General features: G+C 65.3%; 22 protein-coding genes and 1 pseudogene. 9 read left to right on the top strand and 14 right to left on the bottom strand.

The features are described 5' to 3' along the window. Positions 1-8 precede the first annotated feature (8 nt). Genes BO996_RS21405 through BO996_RS21385 form a run of 5 tightly spaced genes read left to right on the top strand, consistent with a single transcriptional unit; the run spans position 9 to position 4,392 of the window. Positions 9-1,064 (top strand): aliphatic sulfonate ABC transporter substrate-binding protein, encoded by a 1,056-nt coding sequence (locus tag BO996_RS21405; RefSeq protein ID WP_071956357.1) that lies wholly within the window; start codon positions 9-11, stop codon positions 1,062-1,064. Positions 1,065-1,102: 38 nt separating this feature from the next. After that, the gene (gene ssuD, locus BO996_RS21400) at positions 1,103-2,263 is read left to right on the top strand and encodes an FMNH2-dependent alkanesulfonate monooxygenase (protein ID WP_071956356.1); all 1,161 of its coding nucleotides are present in this window, start codon (positions 1,103-1,105) and stop codon (positions 2,261-2,263) included. An 11-nt stretch (positions 2,264-2,274) separates the two neighbouring features. Continuing rightward, on the top strand, positions 2,275-3,126 hold the full coding sequence (gene ssuC, locus BO996_RS21395; protein WP_034395338.1) for an aliphatic sulfonate ABC transporter permease SsuC: 852 nt from the start codon (positions 2,275-2,277) through the stop codon (positions 3,124-3,126). A 15-nt stretch (positions 3,127-3,141) separates the two neighbouring features. Beyond that, positions 3,142-4,122 (top strand): ATP-binding cassette domain-containing protein, encoded by a 981-nt coding sequence (locus BO996_RS21390; RefSeq protein ID WP_071956355.1) that lies wholly within the window; start codon positions 3,142-3,144, stop codon positions 4,120-4,122. Between the two features lie 54 nt (positions 4,123-4,176). Next, positions 4,177-4,392 (top strand): TOBE domain-containing protein, encoded by a 216-nt coding sequence (locus BO996_RS21385; RefSeq protein WP_012206434.1) that lies wholly within the window; start codon positions 4,177-4,179, stop codon positions 4,390-4,392. Between the two features lie 41 nt (positions 4,393-4,433). On the opposite strand, the gene BO996_RS21380 is transcribed toward BO996_RS21385, so the two are convergent. From BO996_RS21380 to BO996_RS21365, 4 genes are read right to left on the bottom strand one after another with little or no spacing between them, the layout of a single operon-like run. Next, positions 4,434-4,913, bottom strand: coding sequence for a DUF2269 family protein (locus BO996_RS21380; RefSeq protein ID WP_012206433.1), 480 nt, complete (start codon positions 4,911-4,913; stop codon positions 4,434-4,436). Then, positions 4,910-5,314, bottom strand: a complete 405-nt coding sequence (locus BO996_RS21375; protein WP_071956354.1) for a DoxX-like family protein — start codon at positions 5,312-5,314, stop codon at positions 4,910-4,912. The genes BO996_RS21380 and BO996_RS21375 overlap by 4 nt, the downstream gene beginning before the upstream one ends. After that, positions 5,307-6,176 (bottom strand): NAD-dependent epimerase/dehydratase family protein, encoded by an 870-nt coding sequence (locus BO996_RS21370; protein WP_071956353.1) that lies wholly within the window; start codon positions 6,174-6,176, stop codon positions 5,307-5,309. The genes BO996_RS21375 and BO996_RS21370 overlap by 8 nt, the downstream gene beginning before the upstream one ends. 32 nt (positions 6,177-6,208) lie before the next feature. After that, positions 6,209-6,769 (bottom strand): GbsR/MarR family transcriptional regulator, encoded by a 561-nt coding sequence (locus BO996_RS21365; RefSeq protein WP_034395350.1) that lies wholly within the window; start codon positions 6,767-6,769, stop codon positions 6,209-6,211. 187 nt (positions 6,770-6,956) lie between these two features. Between BO996_RS21365 and BO996_RS21360 the strand changes: the two genes are divergently transcribed. Further along, positions 6,957-7,274: a hypothetical protein gene (locus BO996_RS21360; protein ID WP_013801667.1), complete on the top strand. Its 318-nt coding sequence runs from the start codon at positions 6,957-6,959 to the stop codon at positions 7,272-7,274. Positions 7,275-7,350: 76 nt separating this feature from the next. Beyond that, a complete protein-coding gene (rlmD, locus tag BO996_RS21355; RefSeq protein ID WP_034395354.1) occupies positions 7,351-8,823 on the top strand; it encodes a 23S rRNA (uracil(1939)-C(5))-methyltransferase RlmD in 1,473 nt (490 codons plus the stop codon). A gap of 101 nt (positions 8,824-8,924) precedes the next feature. On the opposite strand, the gene BO996_RS21350 is transcribed toward rlmD, so the two are convergent. After that, positions 8,925-9,353, bottom strand: coding sequence for a hypothetical protein (locus tag BO996_RS21350; RefSeq protein WP_012206427.1), 429 nt, complete (start codon positions 9,351-9,353; stop codon positions 8,925-8,927). 66 nt (positions 9,354-9,419) lie between these two features. Continuing rightward, positions 9,420-10,112, bottom strand: a complete 693-nt coding sequence (locus BO996_RS21345) for a Bax inhibitor-1/YccA family protein (RefSeq protein ID WP_012206426.1) — start codon at positions 10,110-10,112, stop codon at positions 9,420-9,422. Positions 10,113-10,302: 190 nt separating this feature from the next. On the opposite strand from BO996_RS21345, the gene BO996_RS21340 reads away from it, so the two are divergent. After that, positions 10,303-10,710, top strand: a complete 408-nt coding sequence (locus BO996_RS21340) for a GlcG/HbpS family heme-binding protein (RefSeq protein ID WP_063325750.1) — start codon at positions 10,303-10,305, stop codon at positions 10,708-10,710. A gap of 261 nt (positions 10,711-10,971) precedes the next feature. On the opposite strand, the gene hemP is transcribed toward BO996_RS21340, so the two are convergent. From hemP to BO996_RS21300, 8 genes and pseudogenes are all read right to left on the bottom strand, one after another. Next, a complete protein-coding gene (gene hemP / locus BO996_RS21335; protein ID WP_012206424.1) occupies positions 10,972-11,193 on the bottom strand; it encodes a hemin uptake protein HemP in 222 nt (73 codons plus the stop codon). A 200-nt stretch (positions 11,194-11,393) separates the two neighbouring features. Continuing rightward, positions 11,394-11,807 carry an ExbD/TolR family protein gene (locus BO996_RS21330; RefSeq protein WP_013801671.1) on the bottom strand — a complete coding sequence of 138 codons (414 nt, stop codon included), beginning with the start codon at positions 11,805-11,807 and terminating at the stop codon, positions 11,394-11,396. 3 nt (positions 11,808-11,810) lie between these two features. Next, positions 11,811-12,533, bottom strand: coding sequence for a MotA/TolQ/ExbB proton channel family protein (locus BO996_RS21325; RefSeq protein ID WP_012206422.1), 723 nt, complete (start codon positions 12,531-12,533; stop codon positions 11,811-11,813). Positions 12,534-12,548: 15 nt separating this feature from the next. Then, positions 12,549-13,249 (bottom strand): annotated as a pseudogene (locus tag BO996_RS21320) (energy transducer TonB). A 101-nt stretch (positions 13,250-13,350) separates the two neighbouring features. Then, positions 13,351-13,623, bottom strand: a complete 273-nt coding sequence (locus tag BO996_RS21315; protein WP_012206420.1) for a (2Fe-2S)-binding protein — start codon at positions 13,621-13,623, stop codon at positions 13,351-13,353. Between the two features lie 106 nt (positions 13,624-13,729). Then, the gene (locus tag BO996_RS21310; RefSeq protein ID WP_071956351.1) at positions 13,730-14,857 is read right to left on the bottom strand and encodes an alpha-hydroxy acid oxidase; all 1,128 of its coding nucleotides are present in this window, start codon (positions 14,855-14,857) and stop codon (positions 13,730-13,732) included. Between the two features lie 117 nt (positions 14,858-14,974). After that, on the bottom strand, positions 14,975-15,274 hold the full coding sequence (locus BO996_RS21305) for an SWIB/MDM2 domain-containing protein (protein WP_012206418.1): 300 nt from the start codon (positions 15,272-15,274) through the stop codon (positions 14,975-14,977). A 216-nt stretch (positions 15,275-15,490) separates the two neighbouring features. Continuing rightward, positions 15,491-16,441 carry a DMT family transporter gene (locus BO996_RS21300; RefSeq protein ID WP_071956350.1) on the bottom strand — a complete coding sequence of 317 codons (951 nt, stop codon included), beginning with the start codon at positions 16,439-16,441 and terminating at the stop codon, positions 15,491-15,493. Between the two features lie 362 nt (positions 16,442-16,803). Between BO996_RS21300 and aceA the strand changes: the two genes are divergently transcribed. Beyond that, the gene (aceA, locus tag BO996_RS21295; protein WP_013801675.1) at positions 16,804-18,135 is read left to right on the top strand and encodes an isocitrate lyase; all 1,332 of its coding nucleotides are present in this window, start codon (positions 16,804-16,806) and stop codon (positions 18,133-18,135) included. Positions 18,136-18,343: the final 208 nt, after the last annotated feature.

The following is an 18,343-nucleotide window of genomic DNA, read 5'->3' as shown; positions in this document are numbered from 1 at the left end:
TCCGCACCATGAATGCCAATTCCAAGAAGCCCCGCCTGGACCGCGTGCGCCGCCAGGCCCTGCAACTGCTGGGCACCACCGCCTTCAGCTGGAGCCTGGCCGGCCAGTACGCACGCGCCGAGACGCCGGCCGCCGTGGCCGGGCCCGAGCAGTTGCGCATCGGCTACCAGAAGTCGGCCGTCAACCTGGTCATCCTCAAGCAACAGGGCGTGCTGGAAAAGCGCTTTGCGGGCACCAAGGTCAGCTGGCTGGAGTTTCCGGCCGGTCCCCAGCTGCTGGAGGCCCTGGCCGCAGGCAGCCTGGATTTCGGCCTGACCGGCGATTCACCCCCGGTCTTTGCCCAAGCCGCGGGCCGCGACCTGCTGTACGTGGGCGCCGAGCCGCCCAAGCCCGAAAGCTCGGCGATTCTCGTGCCGTCGGACTCGCCGCTGCGCGCCCTGGCCGACCTCAAGGGCCAGCGCGTGGCGCTGCAAAAAGGCTCCAGCGCCCATTACCTGCTGGTGCGTGCGCTGGACAAGGCGGGCCTGGCCTGGAACGAGATCCAGCCCGTGTACCTGGCCCCGGCCGATGCGCGCGCCGCCTTCGAGCGCAAGAGCGTGGACGCCTGGGCCATCTGGGACCCGTTCTACGCGGCCACCGAGCTGGCGATTCGCCCGCGCGTGCTGGCCAATGGCGAAGGCCTGTCGGGCAACGCCTCGTTCTACCTGGCCGCGCGCGGACTGGTGGAGCGCCATCCGCAGGTGCTGCGCGCGCTGTTCGACGAGCTCACGCGCGCCGATCGCCTGGCCCAGAGCGCACGCCAGGAGGCCGTGGCCCTGGTGGCCGGCTTCAGCGGCCTGGATGCGGCGGTGGTCAGCCGCTTCATTGCGCGCCGGCCCAGCTCCCCCGTGGGCCTGCTGGCTGCGCAGACCGTGGTGGACCAGCAGCGCGTGGCCGATGCGTTTTTTCGGCTGGGCCTGATTCCACGCCAGGTACAGGTGGCCGACATCGTCTGGCGGCCCTCGGCGGCCGAGTACGCGCGGCTGGCCGAGCCTGCGGCGGCACGCCCTTCTTCCGCCCTTTGATTTCCTTCCTCGATTCCGTCCCCTGACTGGAGCAGCGCATGCAGGTTTTCTGGTTCATTCCCACCCACGGCGACAGCCGCTACCTTGGCACGGCCGAGGGCGCCCGCCCGCTCAGCCACGACTATGTCAAGCAGGTCGCCATCGCGGCCGACAGCCTGGGCTACGAGGGCGTGCTGATTCCCACGGGCCGCTCCTGCGAGGACCCCTGGGTCGTCGCCTCCAGCTTGATTCCCGTCACCAAGCGCCTGAAGTTCCTGGTCGCCGTGCGGCCCGGCCTGCACCAGCCCAGCCTGGCGGCGCGCATGGCGGCCTCGTTCGACCGCCTGTCGGGCGGGCGGCTGCTGATCAACCTGGTCACGGGCGGCGACCGCGCCGAGCTGGAGGGCGACGGCGTCTTCCTCGACCATGCCCAGCGCTACGAGCAATCGGCCGAGTTCATCCGCATCTGGCGTGAGATCCTTGAGCGCAGCCATGAGGGCGGCACGCTCGACTACGAAGGTGAACACCTCTCGGTCAAGGGCGCCAAGCTGCTGTTCCCGCCGCTGCAAAAGCCGTATCCGCCCGTGTACTTCGGCGGTTCGTCCGATGCCGCGCACGACCTGGCCGCCGAGCAGGTCGATGCCTACCTGACCTGGGGCGAGCCCCCGGCCGAGGTGGCCAAAAAGATTGCCGATGTGCGCGAGAAGGCGGCGCGCCATGGCCGCAGCGTGAAGTTCGGCATCCGCCTGCACGTCATCGTGCGCGAGACCGAGGACGAGGCCTGGGCCGATGCCGATCGCCTGATCAGCCGCCTCAAGGACGAGACCGTGGTCCAGGCCCAGGCCGCCTTCGCGCGCATGGACTCGGAAGGCCAGCGCCGCATGGCCGCCCTGCATGCCGGCGGCAGCCGCCGCACGCGGGCCGAGCTGGAGATCAGCCCCAACCTCTGGGCCGGCGTGGGCCTGGTGCGCGGGGGCGCGGGCACGGCCCTGGTGGGCGATGCGCAGACCGTGGCCGACCGCATCAAGGAGTACGCGGACCTGGGCATAGACACCTTCGTGCTGTCCGGCTATCCGCACCTGGAGGAGGCCTACCGCTTTGCCGAGCTGGTCTTCCCGCTGCTGCCGCTGTCCGTGCGCGACAGGCTGGCTGGCGGCGTGGGCGGGCCCCTGGGCGAGACCGTTGCCAACCTGTACTCGCCGCGCGCGTCGCAAAGCTGAGGGAGTCACGCATGTCCGATGCACGTACCGTTACTGCGCTGCCGGCCTCCTCGGCCCCCCCGGCCGGCGATTCCTGGTCGCCGCTGCTGCGCTTTGCGGCCGGCGTGGGCCGCCGCCTGGTGCCCTGGCTGGTGCCGCTGGCGCTGATCGCCGTCTGGCAGGCCGCCTCGGCGTGGGGCTGGCTGTCCACGCGGGTGCTGCCCGCGCCGTTGGATGTGCTGCGCGCCGCGCAGGCGCTGGCCGAGTCGGGAGAGCTGCTCAAGCATGTGCAGGTGAGCGCGGGCCGCGCGCTGGGCGGCCTGGCCATCGGCGGCGGGCTGGGGCTGGCGCTGGGCCTGCTCACGGGTTCGCTGCGCTGGGCGGAGACGCTGCTGGACTCCACCATCCAGATGGTGCGCAACATCCCCGCGCTGGCGCTGATTCCGCTGGTCATCCTGTGGTTCGGCATCGACGAGAGCGCCAAGCTGTTCCTGATCAGCGTCTCGGTGTTCTTTCCCATCTACCTGAACACCTTCCACGGCATACGCAATGTGGACCCCGCGCTGATCGAGATGGGGCGCAGCTACGGCCTCACGCGCTGGCAGCTGTACCGCGAGGTCATCCTGCCGGGCGCGCTGTCCTCCATCCTCGTCGGCCTGCGTTTTTCGCTGGGCCTGATGTGGGTGATCCTCATCGTGGCCGAGACCATTTCGGCGCAGTCGGGCATCGGCTACCTGACCATGAATGCCCGCGAGTTCCTGCAGACCGACGTGGTGCTGGTCGGCATCCTGCTGTACGCCCTTCTGGGCAAGCTGGCCGACTGGTTTGCGCGTGCGCTGGAGCACTGGTGGCTGCGCTGGCATCCGGGCTACCAGCCCAAGTGACACAAGGAGCACGACATGAGCCGATGGAACCGCATGAAGACCACGCTGGCACAGGCCGTGGAGCTGAACACCACCGCGCCAGCGATGGCCTGGGAGGCCTCGTTCGATGCCGATGGCCTGGACGTCAGCGACCGCCTGGCCCAGAACGACGATGCGCCGCAGTCCGCATCCCCCCAATCCGCACCACGCCGTGGCGTGCGCCTGCAGGCCGGCGGGCTGACCAAGCGCTACGGCCAGCGCGAGGTGCTGCACGAAGTGCAGCTGCAGGTGGAGCCTGGCGAATTCGTCGCCATCGTGGGCCGCAGCGGCTGCGGCAAGAGCACCTTGCTGCGCCTGGTGGCTGGGTTGGAGCAGGCCACGGCCGGCACCTTGCTGCTGGACGGCGAGCCTGCCCGCGCCGTGCAGGGCGCGCAGGGCGGCACGCGCATCATGTTCCAGGACGCGCGCCTGCTGCCCTGGCGGCGCGTGCTGGCCAATGTGACGCTGGGCCTGCCCGCCTCAGCCCAGGAGCGTGGCCGCGAAGTGCTGGCCCAGGTCGGCCTGGCCGACCGCGAGGGCGAATGGCCGGCGCGCCTGTCCGGCGGCCAGCGCCAGCGCGTGGCCCTGGCGCGCGCCCTGGTGCACCGCCCGCAGCTGCTGCTGCTGGACGAGCCGCTGGGCGCGCTCGATGCGCTCACCCGCATAGAGATGCACCGCCTGATCGAAGGCCTGTGGCAGCGCCACGGCTTCACGGCCCTGCTGGTCACGCATGACGTGCAGGAGGCCGTGGCCCTGGCCGACCGCGTGGTGCTGATCGAGGACGGCCGCATTGCGCTGGATGAACGCATCGCCCTGCCACGGCCGCGCGTGCACGGCAGCGTGGCGCTGGCGGCCATCGAGCAGCGCATCCTCGGCCGCGTGCTGCAAAAGCCCGCCGCCGAGCCCGAATCCAACCCGCTGACCGACACCACGGCCTGGCCCGGCGTACCGGCCCATGGCCTGCGCTGGGCCGTCTGACTTTCCGTTTTCCCCAACCTTCCTTTGATTCCTTTTGATCCCCAGGAGAAAAACATGTCCATTCAAGCCATCAACGTACGCAACCAGTTCAAGGGCCAGGTGCGCGAAATCATCCGTGGCGACGTTGTCTCCGAAGTCGATGTGCAAACGCCCTGGGGCGTGGTCACCTCGGTGATCACCACGCGCTCGGTGGACGAGCTGGGCCTGGTCGTGGGCTCCGACGTGGTGGCCCTGGTCAAGTCCACCGAAGTGTCCATTGCCAAGCTCTGAGGCCAAGCTCTAAGGCCAGGCACTGAAGGCACTGCCGATGCTCAACCGCCCCAGAGCATCGGCTTGTTGACCATGAGGTAGTAGGTCACGGCCATGGCGATGAAGGCCGGGTAGCCCAGCGCCTCCCAGCGCCGGGCGTAGACGGCATACAGCGCGGGCAGGGCGGCCTGCGCTGCGTGCGCGCCGCGCGCCATGGCGGCCATGCGCACCTGCAGCCAGACCACGGGCAGCCAGCAGGCGCCGGCCAGCAGGTACAGGCCCAGCGACAGTGCCAGCCACGGCGTGGTCAACGGCCAGCCTGCCATGTGGGCCAGGGCAATGCCGCTCACAGGCTGTATGACCACGCAGGGCGTGGTGAACCACCAGTCCGCACGCACCACCAGGCGGCTGACCACGGCCTGGGCAGCGACGCTGCCGCTGCGATTGGCGAAGAACATGTAGAAGGCCGAGCCCAGGCCGGTGCCAACCAGCAGTACGCTGGACGCGATATGCAGCGTCTTGAGCAACAGGTAGAGATTCATGCGGACTCCTTGGACGTGATGGGCACCGACATCAGGTGCAGCAGCATGGCTGCGATCGGCAGGTTCTTGAGCAGCGGCCCCAGCGGATGCAGCCACAGCGTGGGCTGCAGCACCGTGGCCAGCACGGTCATGGCAGCCATCAGCAGCAAGGCCGCCAGATAGCTCTTGCGGCCGGGCTGCAGCCACAGCGCCAGGCCCACGGCCAGGTCGGCGAGCAGGCCGCTCCAGATCAGGAATGTCTGCCAGCGCGCATCGTGGATGCCGGCATCGGCCAGCACCTGCACGCTCAGGCCGCGGTGCTCTATGGCGCTGACCAGGGCCGTGCCCAGCCAGACGGCGATCAGGCTCAAGTGCATGGCGCGCTGTGAAGGGGGCACTTGGCGCAGGCGGTGTTCACCCATGGCGCAGCGTGGCCAGCAGCTGGGCGGGCGCAATGCCGGGCCGGCCCAGCAGGCCTTGCAATCCCGCCGGATCGGTGACGTTGTCGCTGGCCAGCATGGCCAGTGTCTCGCTGCACCAGGGTGAGGCGCTGACCCAGTCGCCAGCGCGTGCGCTGGCGCGGGTGAGCCAGCCGGGCAGGGTGCCCACGCGGGCCGGAGCGCGGCCCATTTGCGCGCGCAGGCTGGCAATCAGCGCGGCCAGCGGCAAGGGCAGGGGGCCGCCGATCTCGATCATGCCCACGGGCTCGGGGCGCGTCACCAGGCCGGCCACGACCTCGGCCAGGTCGCGCACGGCCACCGGCTGCACGCGGGCCTGCAGCACGGGGCGCGGCAGCAGCAGCGCCGGCAGACGCGCCATGGACAGGAACATCTCGCTGCTGGCGCCGCCGGCGCCGAACACTACGCTGGGGCGCACCACGCAGCCTTGCAGATGTCCGGCTGCCGTGAGTGCCAGCAGATGCTCGTCAGCGGCGCGCTTGGTGGTGGCGTAGCGCGTGGCACTGCCTTCTATGCCCAGGGCAGAGATCTGCACCACGCGCCGCACGCCGGCCGCCGCGCAGGCATCGAACAGGGCGATGGGGGCCTGGGCGTGCATGGCATCAATGGGCCGGGAGGCGCTGTCGCGCAGCACGCCCACGGCATTGACCACGGCATCCACGCCCGCCAGGTGCGGCAGCCAGGCCTCGGGCGTGGTGGCCTTGGCGTAGTCGAGCGCAGGCAGGGAATGGCGGCTGCGCGCCACGGGATCATGGCCGGCCAGGGCCAGCAGGTTGACGATATGGCGGCCGATGAAGCCGTTGCCGCCGCAGACCAGAATGCGCATGGTGACCTCCAGTTTCTCTTGTGACGGAAATTTCAGGCTCGGCGTCCGCGCTTGACGCGGGTGTCAGCAGCCTCGGAGCGCACGAAGCGCTGCACGCTGGCGCCCAGGCGCAGCAGCTTGTCCAGAGTGGAGGGCGACAGCCGCAGCATTTCATCGGTCCAGATGCCCAGCGATTCCATGAGGCGCAGCGTCTCGTGCACGCGGTCCTGGGTGTCGGGGGATTCGTCGTCGAAGCCAGGCTCGGCGATCAGTTCGCGCAGCATCTCCGAGGTCGGGTCGAACTCGCGCTGCTTGCGCTCTCGCACGATGGTGCGCAGCAGCTCCCAGACATCGGACGAGGTCTCGAAGTAGTCGCGGCGGTCGCCGGGCCTGCGGCTGGTGCGGATCAACTCCCAGCCTTGCAGTTCCTTGAGGCTGTTGCTCACGTTGGAGCGAGCGGCGCCCAGCGTGTCGGCAATCTCTTCCGCGTTGAGCGGGCGGCCATGGAAAAACAGCAGGGCGTGGATCTGGGCGACCGTGCGGTTCACCCCCCAGGAGCTGCCCATGTCGCCCCAATGGTGGATGAAACGGTGTGCGATGGGACTCAGTTGCATGGCCTCAGTGTCTGCAGGTCTGAAATTTCTGTCAAGAGAGAAATTTGAGAAAGCTGAAAAATCAAAACCGTCTGCAGCGCGGAGGCGGCACCTGGCGGGGCGCGGCATGTGCTGCTCCATAATGCTGGGCAGCCTGGCCTGCCACCCAGTACATACACAGGCGGGCCGCCGTTTTGAGGGGAACACCATGACTGCTGTGCAAAACCTGCGTGCCATCACCGTGCTGGCCGCCTGCGCGCTGGCGCAGGCCGCGTCTGCCGCCTGCTATTCCGTCTACACGCCCGAGCAGGAACTGATCTACCGCTCCAACCGCCCGCCGGTGGACCTGACCTTGCCGCTGCACCAGACCGTGGACAAGATCGAGCGCGGTGCCACCATGGTGTTCACGCTGGACGAATTCAACTGCATCACCGAAATCAATCTGCTGGCCGAACGCGAGCAACTGGCCCGGGCGCGCCAGGAGCGGCAGCGGGACCTGGGCCGCAGCAGCACTCCGCGGTCCTGAGAGGCAAAAGCGAGTTGGGGGCTTTTTTGGGGAGCCGCCAACAGGGCAAGGGGAGAGCCTGAGACAATCGTGCCCCATGAGTGAACCCCGCGACAACAAGATCCCCGACAACCTGCCCGAAGCCGACATCGACGCCCCTGCACTGCCCGAAGGCTGGCTGCAGGTGCTGTCCATGGATATGGACGCCCAGGGCGTGGCCCGCAAGAGCGATGGCAAGGTGGTATTCATCGACGGCGCCCTGCCTACCGAACTGGTCAGCGCCAACACCCATCGCAAGAAAAACAACTGGGAAGCCGCCAGCCTGACGGCCATCCACCGCGAATCTTCCCAGCGCGTGCGCCCCGGCTGCCCGAATTTCGGTCTGCACGCCGGTGCCTGCGGCGGCTGCAAGATGCAGCATCTGCACGTGGGCGCCCAGGTGGCCATCAAGCAGCGCGTGCTGGAAGACAATCTCTGGCATCTGGCCAAGGTCAAGCCCGAGACGCTGCTGCGCCCCATCGAAGGTCCGTCCTGGGCCTACCGTTTCCGCTCGCGCCTGTCGGTGCGCTATGTGGCCAAGAAGGGCAAGGTGCTGGTGGGCTTTCACGAGCGCAAGAGCCGCTACATCGCCGACATGGAGACCTGCAAGATCCTGCCGCCCCATGTGGACGCCATGCTGCTGCCCATGCGCGCGCTGATCGCCTCCATGGATGCACGCGAAACCTGCCCGCAGATCGAGGTTGCCTGCGGCGACTCCGTCACGGCCCTGGTGCTGCGCCATCTGGAGCCGCTGTCCGAGGACGACCAGGCCCGGCTGCGCGCTTTCGCAGTCGAGCACAACGTGCAGTGGTGGCTGCAGCCCAAGGGCCCGGACACCGTGCACCTCATGGAGCAGGGAGGCGCCCAGCTCGACTATGGCCTGCCCGATTTCGGCATCACCATGCCGTTCAAGCCCACGGACTTCACCCAGGTCAATCCGCACATCAACCGCGTGCTGGTCACGCGCGCGCTGCGCCTGCTGGATGTCAAGAAGGACGAGCGCGTGATCGACTGGTTCTGCGGTCTGGGCAACTTCACCCTTCCCCTGGCCACGCAGGCGCGCGAGGTGCTGGGCATCGAGGGCAGCGATACCCTGGTCAAGCGCTCCCATGAAAACTACGCGGCCAACAACGCACAGCGCGCAGAGGGCGACAAGCTCGCGCCCACGCGCTTTGTGGCGCGCAACCTGTTCGAGATGACGCCCGAGATGCTGTTCGCCGACGGCGTGGCCGGCAAGTGGCTGGTCGATCCGCCGCGCGAAGGCGCGTTTGCGCTGTCCAAGGCCCTGGCCGACATCCACCAGGCGCGCATCGGTGCCGAAGGCGCCGAGCCCCTGCCGGCAGGGCATGAGGCCTGGCGCTTTCCCGAGCGCATCGTCTATGTCAGCTGCAATCCCGCAACGCTGGCGCGCGATGCCGGCCTTCTGGTGCATTTGGCCGGCTATCGCTGTGTGTCGGCAGGCGTGGTCAACATGTTCCCCCACACGGCCCACGTGGAGAGCATGGCGGTGTTCGAGCGCTGCGCAGACTGACGGCCTGGCTGCCCGTGCCATGAAAAAAGCCGTGGAGCCCTCGGGCGGCCACGGCTTTTTGACGGGCGGATCCAGATCTCAAATCCGGATCTCAAAAGGGGTCAGCTGCGATTGCGGCCTGAGGTCGGCTCGGCAGGCGCCTCGTCCTTGTCGCTGCGGCGGCGGTCGCTTTGGCCCAGGACCGAAGGCGTGCCCTCCATCTTGTTGGCGCGCATGTATTCGTCCATATCCTTCCAGCCTGCAAACACCAGGGCCTTGGAAGATTTGGGGTTGAGCGTGTAGCAGTCCTCCAGCCCGCGCAGGGCATGGCGGCACGCCCCGCCGATGGCCTTGGCCTCGGCCTCCTTGGCGACGGTGCGGGGGTCCGGTCCCAGGCCCGGAATATCATCCAGCTTGCAGCCGGCGAGCAGCGTGGGCAGCAGCAGGATGGCGAAGGTGCGGGGAAGATTAGGCATGGTCATCTTGAGGAGATTATCGGCAGGCCCTGGAAGAAGTTGAGTCCGCTTTGCACAAATGATGATCCCGGACATGCAAAAGGCCTCCCGAAGGAGGCCTTTGGTGTGCGGCAGGGAAGGCGAAGCCTTCCGCGTGCGGCATCAGTCGCGTTCGCCGCCCATGATGCCCAGCAGGGCCAGCAGGCTCTGGAACACGTTGAACAGGTCCAGGTACAGAGCCAGCGTGGCGCTGATGTAGTTGGTCTCGCCGCCGTCCATGATCTGCTTGAGGTCATAGAGCATGTAGGCGCTGAAGATGCCGATGGCCGCCACCGAGATCGCCATCATGCCGGCCGTGGAGCCGATGAAGACGTTGATGATGGAGCCCACGAACAGCACCAGCACGCCGACGAACAGGAACTTGCCCATGCCCGACAGGTCGCGCTTGATCACCGTGGCCAGCGAGGCCATGACCAGGAACACGCCGGCCGTGCCTGCAAAGGCGGTCATGATCAGCTCGGAGCCGTTCTTGAAGCCCAGGATCATGCCGATCATGCGCGACAGCATCAGGCCCATGAAGAACGTGAAGCCCAGGAGCACGGGAATGCCGGCTGCCGAGTGCTTTGTCTTCTCGATGGCGAACATGAAGCCGAAGGCGCCGCCCAGGAAGACGATGAGCCCCAACCCGCCGCTCAGCGAGCGCGTGATGCCCGTGGCCACGCCCAGCCAAGCGCCCAGCACGGTGGGGAGAAGACTCAGGGCCAGCAGCCAGTAGGTGTTGCGCAATACGCGATTGCGCTCTTGCTGCGAGACACCGTAGCCCGCAGAGCCCAGTGTGGTGACTTGATCATTCATGTGGCCAGTCCTCCGAAGGAGTGTTGTTGCGACTTGCCCATTCTAGGTGGCGGCTTGCGCGCGACTTGCAATACCCCGAGCCGCCGCCATGGTTTGGTTTCGAATGTTTTGTTCTGCGCATGCATTGTCAGTCCTCATACGATTGCTATGCTTATAGGACATTTGTGATGGAATGGATAATTGGAATCTTATGAAGACCAAGCATGAACTCGAACTGGCCGACGTGAAGGCCATTGCCGCCGCCGCAGAAGCCGAGGCGCTGAAGAACAAGTGGGCCGTGACCATTGCCATCGTCGATGACGGCGGCCACCTGCTGTGGCTGCAGCGCCTGGATGGCGCCGCCGCCGTGTCGGCCCACATCGCTCCGTCCAAGGCCCGCTCGGCGGCCCTGGGCCGCCGCGATACCAAGGGCTATGAAGACATGATCAACAACGGCCGCACGGCCTTCCTGAGCGCGCCCACGCTGGACGGCCTGCTCGAAGGTGGCGTGGCCATCATGAAGGACGGCCAATGCCTGGGCGCCGTGGGCGTCAGCGGCGTCAAGGCCAGCGAGGATGCGCAGGTTGCCAGCGCCGGCATTGCTGCTCTGGGCCTGTAATAGCTCCTTGTGCACCCATGCTGCATGAATCGGTCCCTGGGGACTGATCCATGCAACCAAGAAAAAGCCCCTGTGCCGATGGACAGGGGCTTTTTCTTTGGTCAATCTGCGCTGCAGCGCGGGGAAAAAATGCTTGGCTACGCAAAATCCGAAGATTTTGTTGGCTGGCTAATCGACCTCTGAGACTGGAAGTCCCAAGGTCGCCCCACGATGAAACGAAGAAGCCGCCGGTCGGGCATCCGACGACGGCCGGAATCTTGCTTATTTGGTCAGGATGAGCTTGCCCAGCTTGGTGGCCTGCAGGCGGTAGGGCGTGCCGTTGTGCACGATGGTCACAGCCTTTTGTCCATTGAGCAGCAAGGTGCTGTCGAGTCCGCTGGCGGCCCCGGTCAGGGCTGCAGATGCTGCGGCCTGCAGCGCTGCAAAGGCCTGGGCGTTGGAGTTGCCGGACAGATGCGAGGTGGCGGCGGAAGTGGCAGACATGCAGGGAATTCCTCAAAAATTGGAAAGTTTTGTGAATGATAACAATTCTCAATTGAAAATCAAGTGAGACTTACTCGCATTGTGGTTTCTGGGACCAGTCCTATCCCTGCGACCCGATGCACTGCCAACGCAAAGAGAATGAAAAACGGCCCCGAAGGGCCGTTGTCGTTGATCGCCAGGCAAGGAATGCCTGCCACGGCCTACTTGGCCGGGTCCGTCACGAAGCCGATCTTGCGCACGCCTGCACGCTGCGCGGCGGCCATGGCCTGGGCCACGCGCTCGTAGCGCACTTCCTTGTCGCCCTGGATATGCAGGTCAGGTTGCGGCTCCTTGGCCGCCTCGGCCTTGAGGTTCTCCTCGAACTGCGTATCGCTGACGGCAACGCCATTCCAGTGGTACTGGCCATCGGCGGAGACAGCCAGGCGCACGGTGGCGGGCTTGACGTCCTCGGGCTGGTTGGTGGCGCGGGGCAGGTCCACGTTCACCGAATGCTTCATCACCGGCACGGTGATGATGAAGATGATCAGGAGCACCAGCATGACGTCGACCAGCGGCGTCATGTTGATCTCGTTCATCACCTCTTCGCCGTCATCGTCCATTGTTCCGAATGCCATGGCTTACGCGCCTTTCTTCAGCGGCAGCACGTTGCCGGCTTCCTTGCCGTCGATGGACACGCGGGCGCCGGTCACGAAGTAGGCGTGCATGTCGTGGGCAAAGCTGTTGAGGGCGTTGAGGATGGACTTGTTGCCACGCACCACGGCGTTGTAGCCGAGCACGGCGGGAATCGCCACGGCCAGGCCCAGGGCGGTCATGATCAGCGCTTCACCGATGGGACCCGCGACCTTGTCGATCGAGGACTGGCCGGACAGGCCGATGGCGACCAGCGCGTGGTAGATGCCCCAGACGGTGCCGAACAGGCCGATGAAGGGAGCGGTCGAGCCCACGGAAGCCAGAATGGCCAGGCCCGATTGCAGGCGAGCGGTGAACTCGCTGATGCCGTTGCGCATGCAGCGGGTCACCCAGTCGCTGATGTCCAGCGTGTCATGCAGGTGGGCGCTGGTCTTGCGGTGGTGGGCGGTGGCTTCGCGGCCTTCGAGCACCAGGTAGCGGAAGGGGTTGGAGCGGTCATCGCCCAGCTTTTCCAGGCCGCTGGCCAGGTCGGGGCTGTGCCAGAAGTCCTGGGCGTTGCGCGCCAGCTTCTTGAACTTCACGATGTCCAGGGCCTTGATGATCATCACGAGCCAAGAGGCCACCGACATGGCCAGCAGGATGATGGCGACGGCACGGGTGACGAAGTCTCCCTGCGTCCAGACGTGGGCAATGCCGAATTGGGAATCCATGGATACTCCTGAGAATCAATTGAGGGTGAATTTGACCGGGACGGTGACCCACATGGGGGTTGGCGTGCCGTTGCTCTTGCCGGGGACGAATTTCCAGTTCTTGACGCCGTCCACGGCCTGCTGGTCCAGACGGTCGTAGCCGCTGGATTTGCTGACCTCGATCTTTTGAGGCAGGCCTTGCGCGTCCACGAAAATGCGCAGCGTGACCGTTCCCTGTTCCCCCATGCGCCTGCTGATGGCGGGGTAGTTGGGGGCCGGGTTGTTGAGGTAGGCCGCGTTGTTGGACGGCAATTCGATCTTGGGCGGAGCCGGTGGCGCCGGGGGAGCGGGAGGCGCTGGCGGCGCAGGAGGGGCGGGCGGTGCCGGCGGTGCTTCCACCACGGGCTTGGGCTCGTCGTCCAGCGTGCCGCGCGGCGCCGCAGGTGCAGGCTTGGGGTCGGCAATGGCCTTGGGCAGCGGCGGTGCCTTCTTCACGACCGGCTGCGGTTTGGGAGGTGGTGGTGGAGGAGGGGGCTTGGGTGCCTCGGGCTCGGGAGCGGGTGGCGAAATGAATTCCGCAATCACCTGGGCTGGCACGATGACCTCTTCGGGTGCGCGCTGGAGCAGGCCATGCTGCATCGCCCAAAGGGTTGCTGCATGCAAGACCACGACCGAACCCGCGATGGCCACGTTACGGCCAAGGCCCCCGGGGGGCCAAAACGATCAGACTGGGACATAGAGACAGAAGGAGCGGTCAGCGTATGGGAGCCGGGTGCTGTCGCTCGGAAGACGGAGTATCAGCTGCGCAGAATCCACCAGGTGCATGTAACGACGAGGATCAGGCTGCCGACAAGTGCTGAGAGGAGGACCATGCTTTGCTCTCCAGAATGTTGTTGGCAAGCTGGACGGTCTGGGCCGCGACCTCGTTGTGGATGGCCGCCACGGGCTGGCTGGCGCAGCATTGCGCCACCACATCCCGGGCGCAGCTTTCGCAGCGGCCGCACTGCATGGCGATACCCAATTCGAACTGGATCTCGTCAAAGCTCATGCCCGCATGAGCGTGGCGTGCGATCTCACGGTCGGAAACCCGGCGGCATACACAGACGATCATGGCTACAGGCAGTAGTGGCTGGCTATTGATAGGATGAAAAATTATAAATGAGAATTCATCGCATTTGCAATTCTTGGTTGTCTGTAGGGCTGTATGGCGCTCGGCTTTACTCGGTATCCAGTAGTTCCACAGTGGCCTGGGCAAGGGTGGCACACCCTGTCAGCGCCATGGCGATCTCCAGTTCATCGCGCAGCAACCTGAGCACATGGGCCACGCCGGCGGCGCCCGCATTGACCAGCCCCCAGAGTACGGGGCGGCCTATCAGAACCGCCGTCGCCCCGAGGGCGATCGCCTTGAGCACGTCTGTGCCGCGCCGTATGCCCCCGTCGGCCAGCAAGGGAAGCTCGTGGCCCGCGCCGCGCACGGCCCTGGCCACGCGGGCTAGGGCTGTTGCGGTTGCCGGTGCGGTGTCCAGCGTGCGCCCTCCATGGTTGGAGACGATGATGCCCGCTACTCCCAATCTCGCGGCCTGCAGCGCATCGGCCGGGTGGAGCACGCCCTTGAGCAGCAGCGGCAGCCGTGTCTGCTGCTGCAGCCAGGCGACGTCATCCCAGGTAGGTGCATGGTGCAGCAGGCCGTCGAACAGGGGGCTTTGGCCTGGTGCGAGTTGCATGGCTGCAAGTGGCGCCATCCCCTGCAGATTGACGGCAGACACTCCCGGCGGAAGACAAAAGCGCGCGCGGCGTTCACGGTCCCGCACACCGCTGGTGGGCGCGTCCACCGTCAGCACCAGCGCTTCGTAGCCTGCGGCCTCTGCGCGCTTGATCAGTTGCGTGGTGAAGCCACGGTCATGCTGCAGATAGAGTTGGAACCACAAAGGGCCATGGCCAGGCGTGAGCCGTGCTGCCTGTGCCACTGTCTCCAGCGGCAGGCTGGCCTGTGTGCTGAGCACCATGCCCGCCCCCAGCGCCGCTGCGGCATAGGCCGTTGCAAGCTCTGCGTCCGCATGGGCCATGCGCTGAAAGGCCATGGGGGCCACCAGCAGCGGGCAGGCCAGCTCCCTGCCCAGCAACTGAAGCCGGGTATGGCCGCCTGCAAGGGGGCGGAGCACGCGCGGCCACAGTGTGAGCGCGTCCCAGGCGCTGCGGTTTGCCGCAAGACTGCGCTCATCGGCCGCGCCGCCCGAGAAATAGGCCCAGGCGTTGTCGTCCATCCGCTGCCGCGCATGCGCCTCGTGGTCGGCCAGATTGATGATGCCGTCGGGAACGGCTTGCAGCACGGGCACTTGACTCATGGCATTGGAATGTTGTCGGTGTGCAGCATCTTCGGCAAGAAGAGGAGATGGCATCCCGGAAAAAAGAAAAGCCGGCCCAGGGGCCGGCTTTCATCCGTCGTGGCGCAGGCCCGAGGATTACTTGACGTGCTTGCCGATCAGGCCAGCCATCTCGAACATCGAGACTTGGGGCTTGCCGAACACTTCCTTGAGCTTCGCGTCGGCGTTGATCATGCGCTTGTTGGCAGCGTCTTGCAGCTTGTTGGCCTTGATGTAGACCCACAGCTTGCTGATGATCTCGGTGCGGGGCAGGGGAGTGGAACCCACCACGGCAGCCAGAGCGGGGCTGGGGGTGAGGGGTTTCATGAAGGCGGCGTTGGGAGTGCGCTTCTTTGCGGGAGCTGCCGGAGCAGCCGTTGCCTTCTTTGCAGTTGCCATGTTGCTTGTTCCTAGTATGGAGTGGATTCTTTACCAGCGAAAAACCGTCGCTATCCACTGGCAGGCTGATGCTAATGGGAAAAAAACGCTCTTCCAAGCTTACCCGTCAAATTTTTGCCTCGATTTGTTGCTGTGGCGCTGTTTTTTGAGGAGTTTTTGCATTCTGGCTCGCTTTCGAGGGCCGCACTGGCAGGTTGGCCGTCGGCGGCGGCGTTTTCAGAAGGGGCTGGCACCGCTCGCGGAAGGGTGTTGTGCAAGGCGTTTTCTGCCCGGCCAGGTGGCCACAAGAATGCCCAGCAGGGCGATCGCAAAGGCCAGCGCCTGCATGGATGTGACCCGTTCGCCCAGCACGCACATGCCGACCACGGCAGCGCTGATCGGCAGCAGTACCGTAAAGGTGCCGGCCTGGGAGGCTGGCACGTTGCGCAAGCCTGTCATCCACAACCACACGGTCCACACGCAGGCGGCAAGGGCGTAGAACAGCAACAGACCCCAGATGCTCCATGCCACGCTGCCGAAGTCGAAGCGCCACGCCAGATACAGCCCGAAGGGCGTAGACAGCGCAAATCCCCAGAGATTGACGATGGATGTGATGCGCTTGGGTCCCAGGGATGTGGTCAGGCGCTTGCCTATGACGGCGTAGAACGCCTCGCAAAGCACGGCGCCGACCAGCAGCATCTGCCCCAGCCACGCCTGCGGTGAGGCTGATGCTGCCGAGGCGGCGCCAGCGTCCGGGCGGGACAGTGCATACAGGCCGATGCCCGCCACGGCCAGCGCAATGGCCAGCCAGGTGCGCGCAGCCACGCGTTCGCGCAGAAACAGCCAGCTCATCAAGGCCACGGCAGCAGGGATGGCAGCCATGGTCACGCCGGCCGTGACGGCGCTTGTCAGGCTCACGCCAGTCACCATGCAGATGGTGAAGAGAAAGTTGCCGAACAGCGACTCAAGAAACAGCAGGCCCTGCGTGCGCCGAGACAGGGGTGCCTCGTCAGCCGGCTTGCGCAGCCAGCGCAGCATGGCGATGGCCCCGATGCCAAAGCGCAGCCAGGCCAGCAGCAGCACCGGAAAAATGGCCGCCAGAGGCTTGGAGAGGGCGACATAGCTGCCGACCAGGGACATGCTCAGCGCCAGGCAGGCATAGGCAGATCTGCGATGGGAGGTGTTCACGGCAAGTGCAGGTTTGAGAGGCGGGAGCGCCACCTGAACGCGCGATGGTACCTGTGAGCGCGTCCGGTGTGCGTGACATGTGCCTGTCGCGGACGCTTGCCATGCTGTGGTGACTTTTCATGGCATGGAATTCATGTTTTGCATTGTGAAATATTGAAATGCTGCAATGCGCCAATTTTTCTCAATACGAGAAATGTGATTTCATATTGAAAAATATGAAAATAACTCGTTGATTTATATGATGAAAAATTTAGTCTTGTATAAGACACAAGATGTTGATGAGGTCTTCTATAAGACTTAAATTTGATCCCAAGGCCGACGCAAGAAAGCCGCTTGTTTCAACCACCTCCCAGGAGAGCAACATGCCCCAATCCCTGACCCAGCAACTGAGCCGTGAACAGCAGATTTCCGCCCTTGAGAAAGACTGGGCGCAGAACCCCCGTTGGAAGGGCGTCAAGCGCGGCTACAGCGCCGCCGACGTGGTGCGCCTGCGCGGCAGCCTGCAGCCCGAATACACGCTGGCCCAGCGTGGCGCGGAACTGCTCTGGGACAGGATCAACGGCGGTGCCAAGAAGGGCTATGTGAATGCCTTTGGCGCCATCTCCGCAGGCCAGGCCATGCAACAGGCCAAGGCTGGCCTGGAAGCGGTGTACCTGTCGGGCTGGCAGGTGGCTGCCGATGGCAACACCAGCGAAACCATGTACCCCGACCAGTCGCTGTACGCCTATGACTCGGTGCCCACCATGGTGCGCCGCATCAACAACACCTTCAAGCGTGCCGACGAAATCCAATGGGGCCGTGGCATCAATCCCGGCGACAAGGAATTCATCGACTACTTCCTGCCTATCGTCGCCGATGCGGAAGCCGGTTTTGGCGGCGTGCTCAACGCTTTCGAACTGATGAAGAACATGATTGCCGCTGGCGCAGCCGGCGTGCACTTCGAGGACCAACTGGCTGCTGTGAAGAAGTGCGGCCACATGGGCGGCAAGGTTCTGGTGCCCACCCAGGAAGCCGTCGAGAAGCTGATCTCCGCCCGCTTTGCCGCTGACGTGATGGGCGTGCCTACCATCGTGCTGGCCCGCACCGATGCTGAAGCCGCCAACCTGATCACCTCCGATCACGACGCCAACGACAAGCCGTTCCTGACCGGCGAGCGCACACAGGAAGGCTTCTACCGTGTCCGCAATGGCATGGAGCAGTCCATCAGCCGCGGTGTGGCCTATGCGCCCTATGCCGACCTGGTGTGGTGCGAAACCGGCGTGCCCGACATCGGCTTTGCCCGCGAGTTCGCCCAGGCCGTGCATGCCGCCTGCCCAGGCAAGCTGCTGAGCTACAACTGCTCGCCTTCGTTCAACTGGAAGAAGAACCTCAACGACAGCCAGATCGCCTCCTTCCAGGAAGACCTGTCTGCGCTGGGCTACAAGTTCCAGTTCATCACGCTGGCCGGCATCCACATCAACTGGTTCAACACGTTCAAGTTTGCCCACGCCTACGCCAACGGCGAAGGCATGAAGCACTACGTGAACATGGTGCAGGAGCCCGAATTCGCAGCCCGCGAACAAGGCTACACGTTCGTGTCGCACCAGCAGGAAGTGGGTGCAGGCTACTTCGACGACGTGACCACGGTGATCCAGGGCGGCTCGTCCAGCGTCAAGGCACTGACCGGCTCCACGGAAGAGGAGCAATTCCACTGAAGCGCGGCTTCGGTGAGTGCAACTTCAGGTAGATAGGGGTGAGAAAGCGTCCGGGGCTTGTGCTTCGGGCGCTTTTTCTTTGCTGGGGTTAAAATGGCGGAAGTTTTCAATTGACAACAACTGACAAGGGCGAGAAAGGCATCATGGTTATGACACCGCGAACTACATCGGAGATGTACACCGGCCGCTAGCGGCTGGCGGTTCGCGC

Origin of the sequence: Delftia sp. HK171, from assembly GCF_001886655.1 — a bacterium.
Lineage (GTDB): Bacteria > Pseudomonadota > Gammaproteobacteria > Burkholderiales > Burkholderiaceae_C > Comamonas > Comamonas acidovorans.
Note: the sequence above shows the minus strand (reverse complement) of the source record. Positions and strands in the feature narration are given on the sequence as shown.

Excerpts from the sequence above, each read along its gene's own strand:
- BO996_RS21325 (WP_012206422.1), bottom strand. The coding sequence starts at position 12,533 with ATGGATTCCCAATTCGGCATTGCCCACGTCTGGACGCAGGGAGACTTC.
- ssuC (WP_034395338.1), top strand. The coding sequence starts at position 2,275 with ATGTCCGATGCACGTACCGTTACTGCGCTGCCGGCCTCCTCGGCCCCC.
- BO996_RS21310 (WP_071956351.1), bottom strand. The coding sequence starts at position 14,857 with ATGAGTCAAGTGCCCGTGCTGCAAGCCGTTCCCGACGGCATCATCAAT.
- BO996_RS21380 (WP_012206433.1), bottom strand. The coding sequence starts at position 4,913 with ATGAATCTCTACCTGTTGCTCAAGACGCTGCATATCGCGTCCAGCGTA.
- BO996_RS21365 (WP_034395350.1), bottom strand. The coding sequence starts at position 6,769 with ATGCAACTGAGTCCCATCGCACACCGTTTCATCCACCATTGGGGCGAC.
- BO996_RS21375 (WP_071956354.1), bottom strand. The coding sequence starts at position 5,314 with ATGGGTGAACACCGCCTGCGCCAAGTGCCCCCTTCACAGCGCGCCATG.
- BO996_RS21345 (WP_012206426.1), bottom strand. The coding sequence starts at position 10,112 with ATGAATGATCAAGTCACCACACTGGGCTCTGCGGGCTACGGTGTCTCG.
- aceA (WP_013801675.1), top strand. The coding sequence starts at position 16,804 with ATGCCCCAATCCCTGACCCAGCAACTGAGCCGTGAACAGCAGATTTCC.
- BO996_RS21360 (WP_013801667.1), top strand. The coding sequence starts at position 6,957 with ATGACTGCTGTGCAAAACCTGCGTGCCATCACCGTGCTGGCCGCCTGC.
- rlmD (WP_034395354.1), top strand. The coding sequence starts at position 7,351 with ATGAGTGAACCCCGCGACAACAAGATCCCCGACAACCTGCCCGAAGCC.
- hemP (WP_012206424.1), bottom strand. The coding sequence starts at position 11,193 with ATGTCTGCCACTTCCGCCGCCACCTCGCATCTGTCCGGCAACTCCAAC.
- BO996_RS21385 (WP_012206434.1), top strand. The coding sequence starts at position 4,177 with ATGTCCATTCAAGCCATCAACGTACGCAACCAGTTCAAGGGCCAGGTG.
- BO996_RS21350 (WP_012206427.1), bottom strand. The coding sequence starts at position 9,353 with ATGTCCGGGATCATCATTTGTGCAAAGCGGACTCAACTTCTTCCAGGG.
- BO996_RS21390 (WP_071956355.1), top strand. The coding sequence starts at position 3,142 with ATGAGCCGATGGAACCGCATGAAGACCACGCTGGCACAGGCCGTGGAG.
- BO996_RS21340 (WP_063325750.1), top strand. The coding sequence starts at position 10,303 with ATGAAGACCAAGCATGAACTCGAACTGGCCGACGTGAAGGCCATTGCC.
- BO996_RS21330 (WP_013801671.1), bottom strand. The coding sequence starts at position 11,807 with ATGGCATTCGGAACAATGGACGATGACGGCGAAGAGGTGATGAACGAG.
- BO996_RS21405 (WP_071956357.1), top strand. The coding sequence starts at position 9 with ATGAATGCCAATTCCAAGAAGCCCCGCCTGGACCGCGTGCGCCGCCAG.
- BO996_RS21305 (WP_012206418.1), bottom strand. The coding sequence starts at position 15,274 with ATGGCAACTGCAAAGAAGGCAACGGCTGCTCCGGCAGCTCCCGCAAAG.
- BO996_RS21370 (WP_071956353.1), bottom strand. The coding sequence starts at position 6,176 with ATGCGCATTCTGGTCTGCGGCGGCAACGGCTTCATCGGCCGCCATATC.
- ssuD (WP_071956356.1), top strand. The coding sequence starts at position 1,103 with ATGCAGGTTTTCTGGTTCATTCCCACCCACGGCGACAGCCGCTACCTT.
- BO996_RS21315 (WP_012206420.1), bottom strand. The coding sequence starts at position 13,623 with ATGATCGTCTGTGTATGCCGCCGGGTTTCCGACCGTGAGATCGCACGC.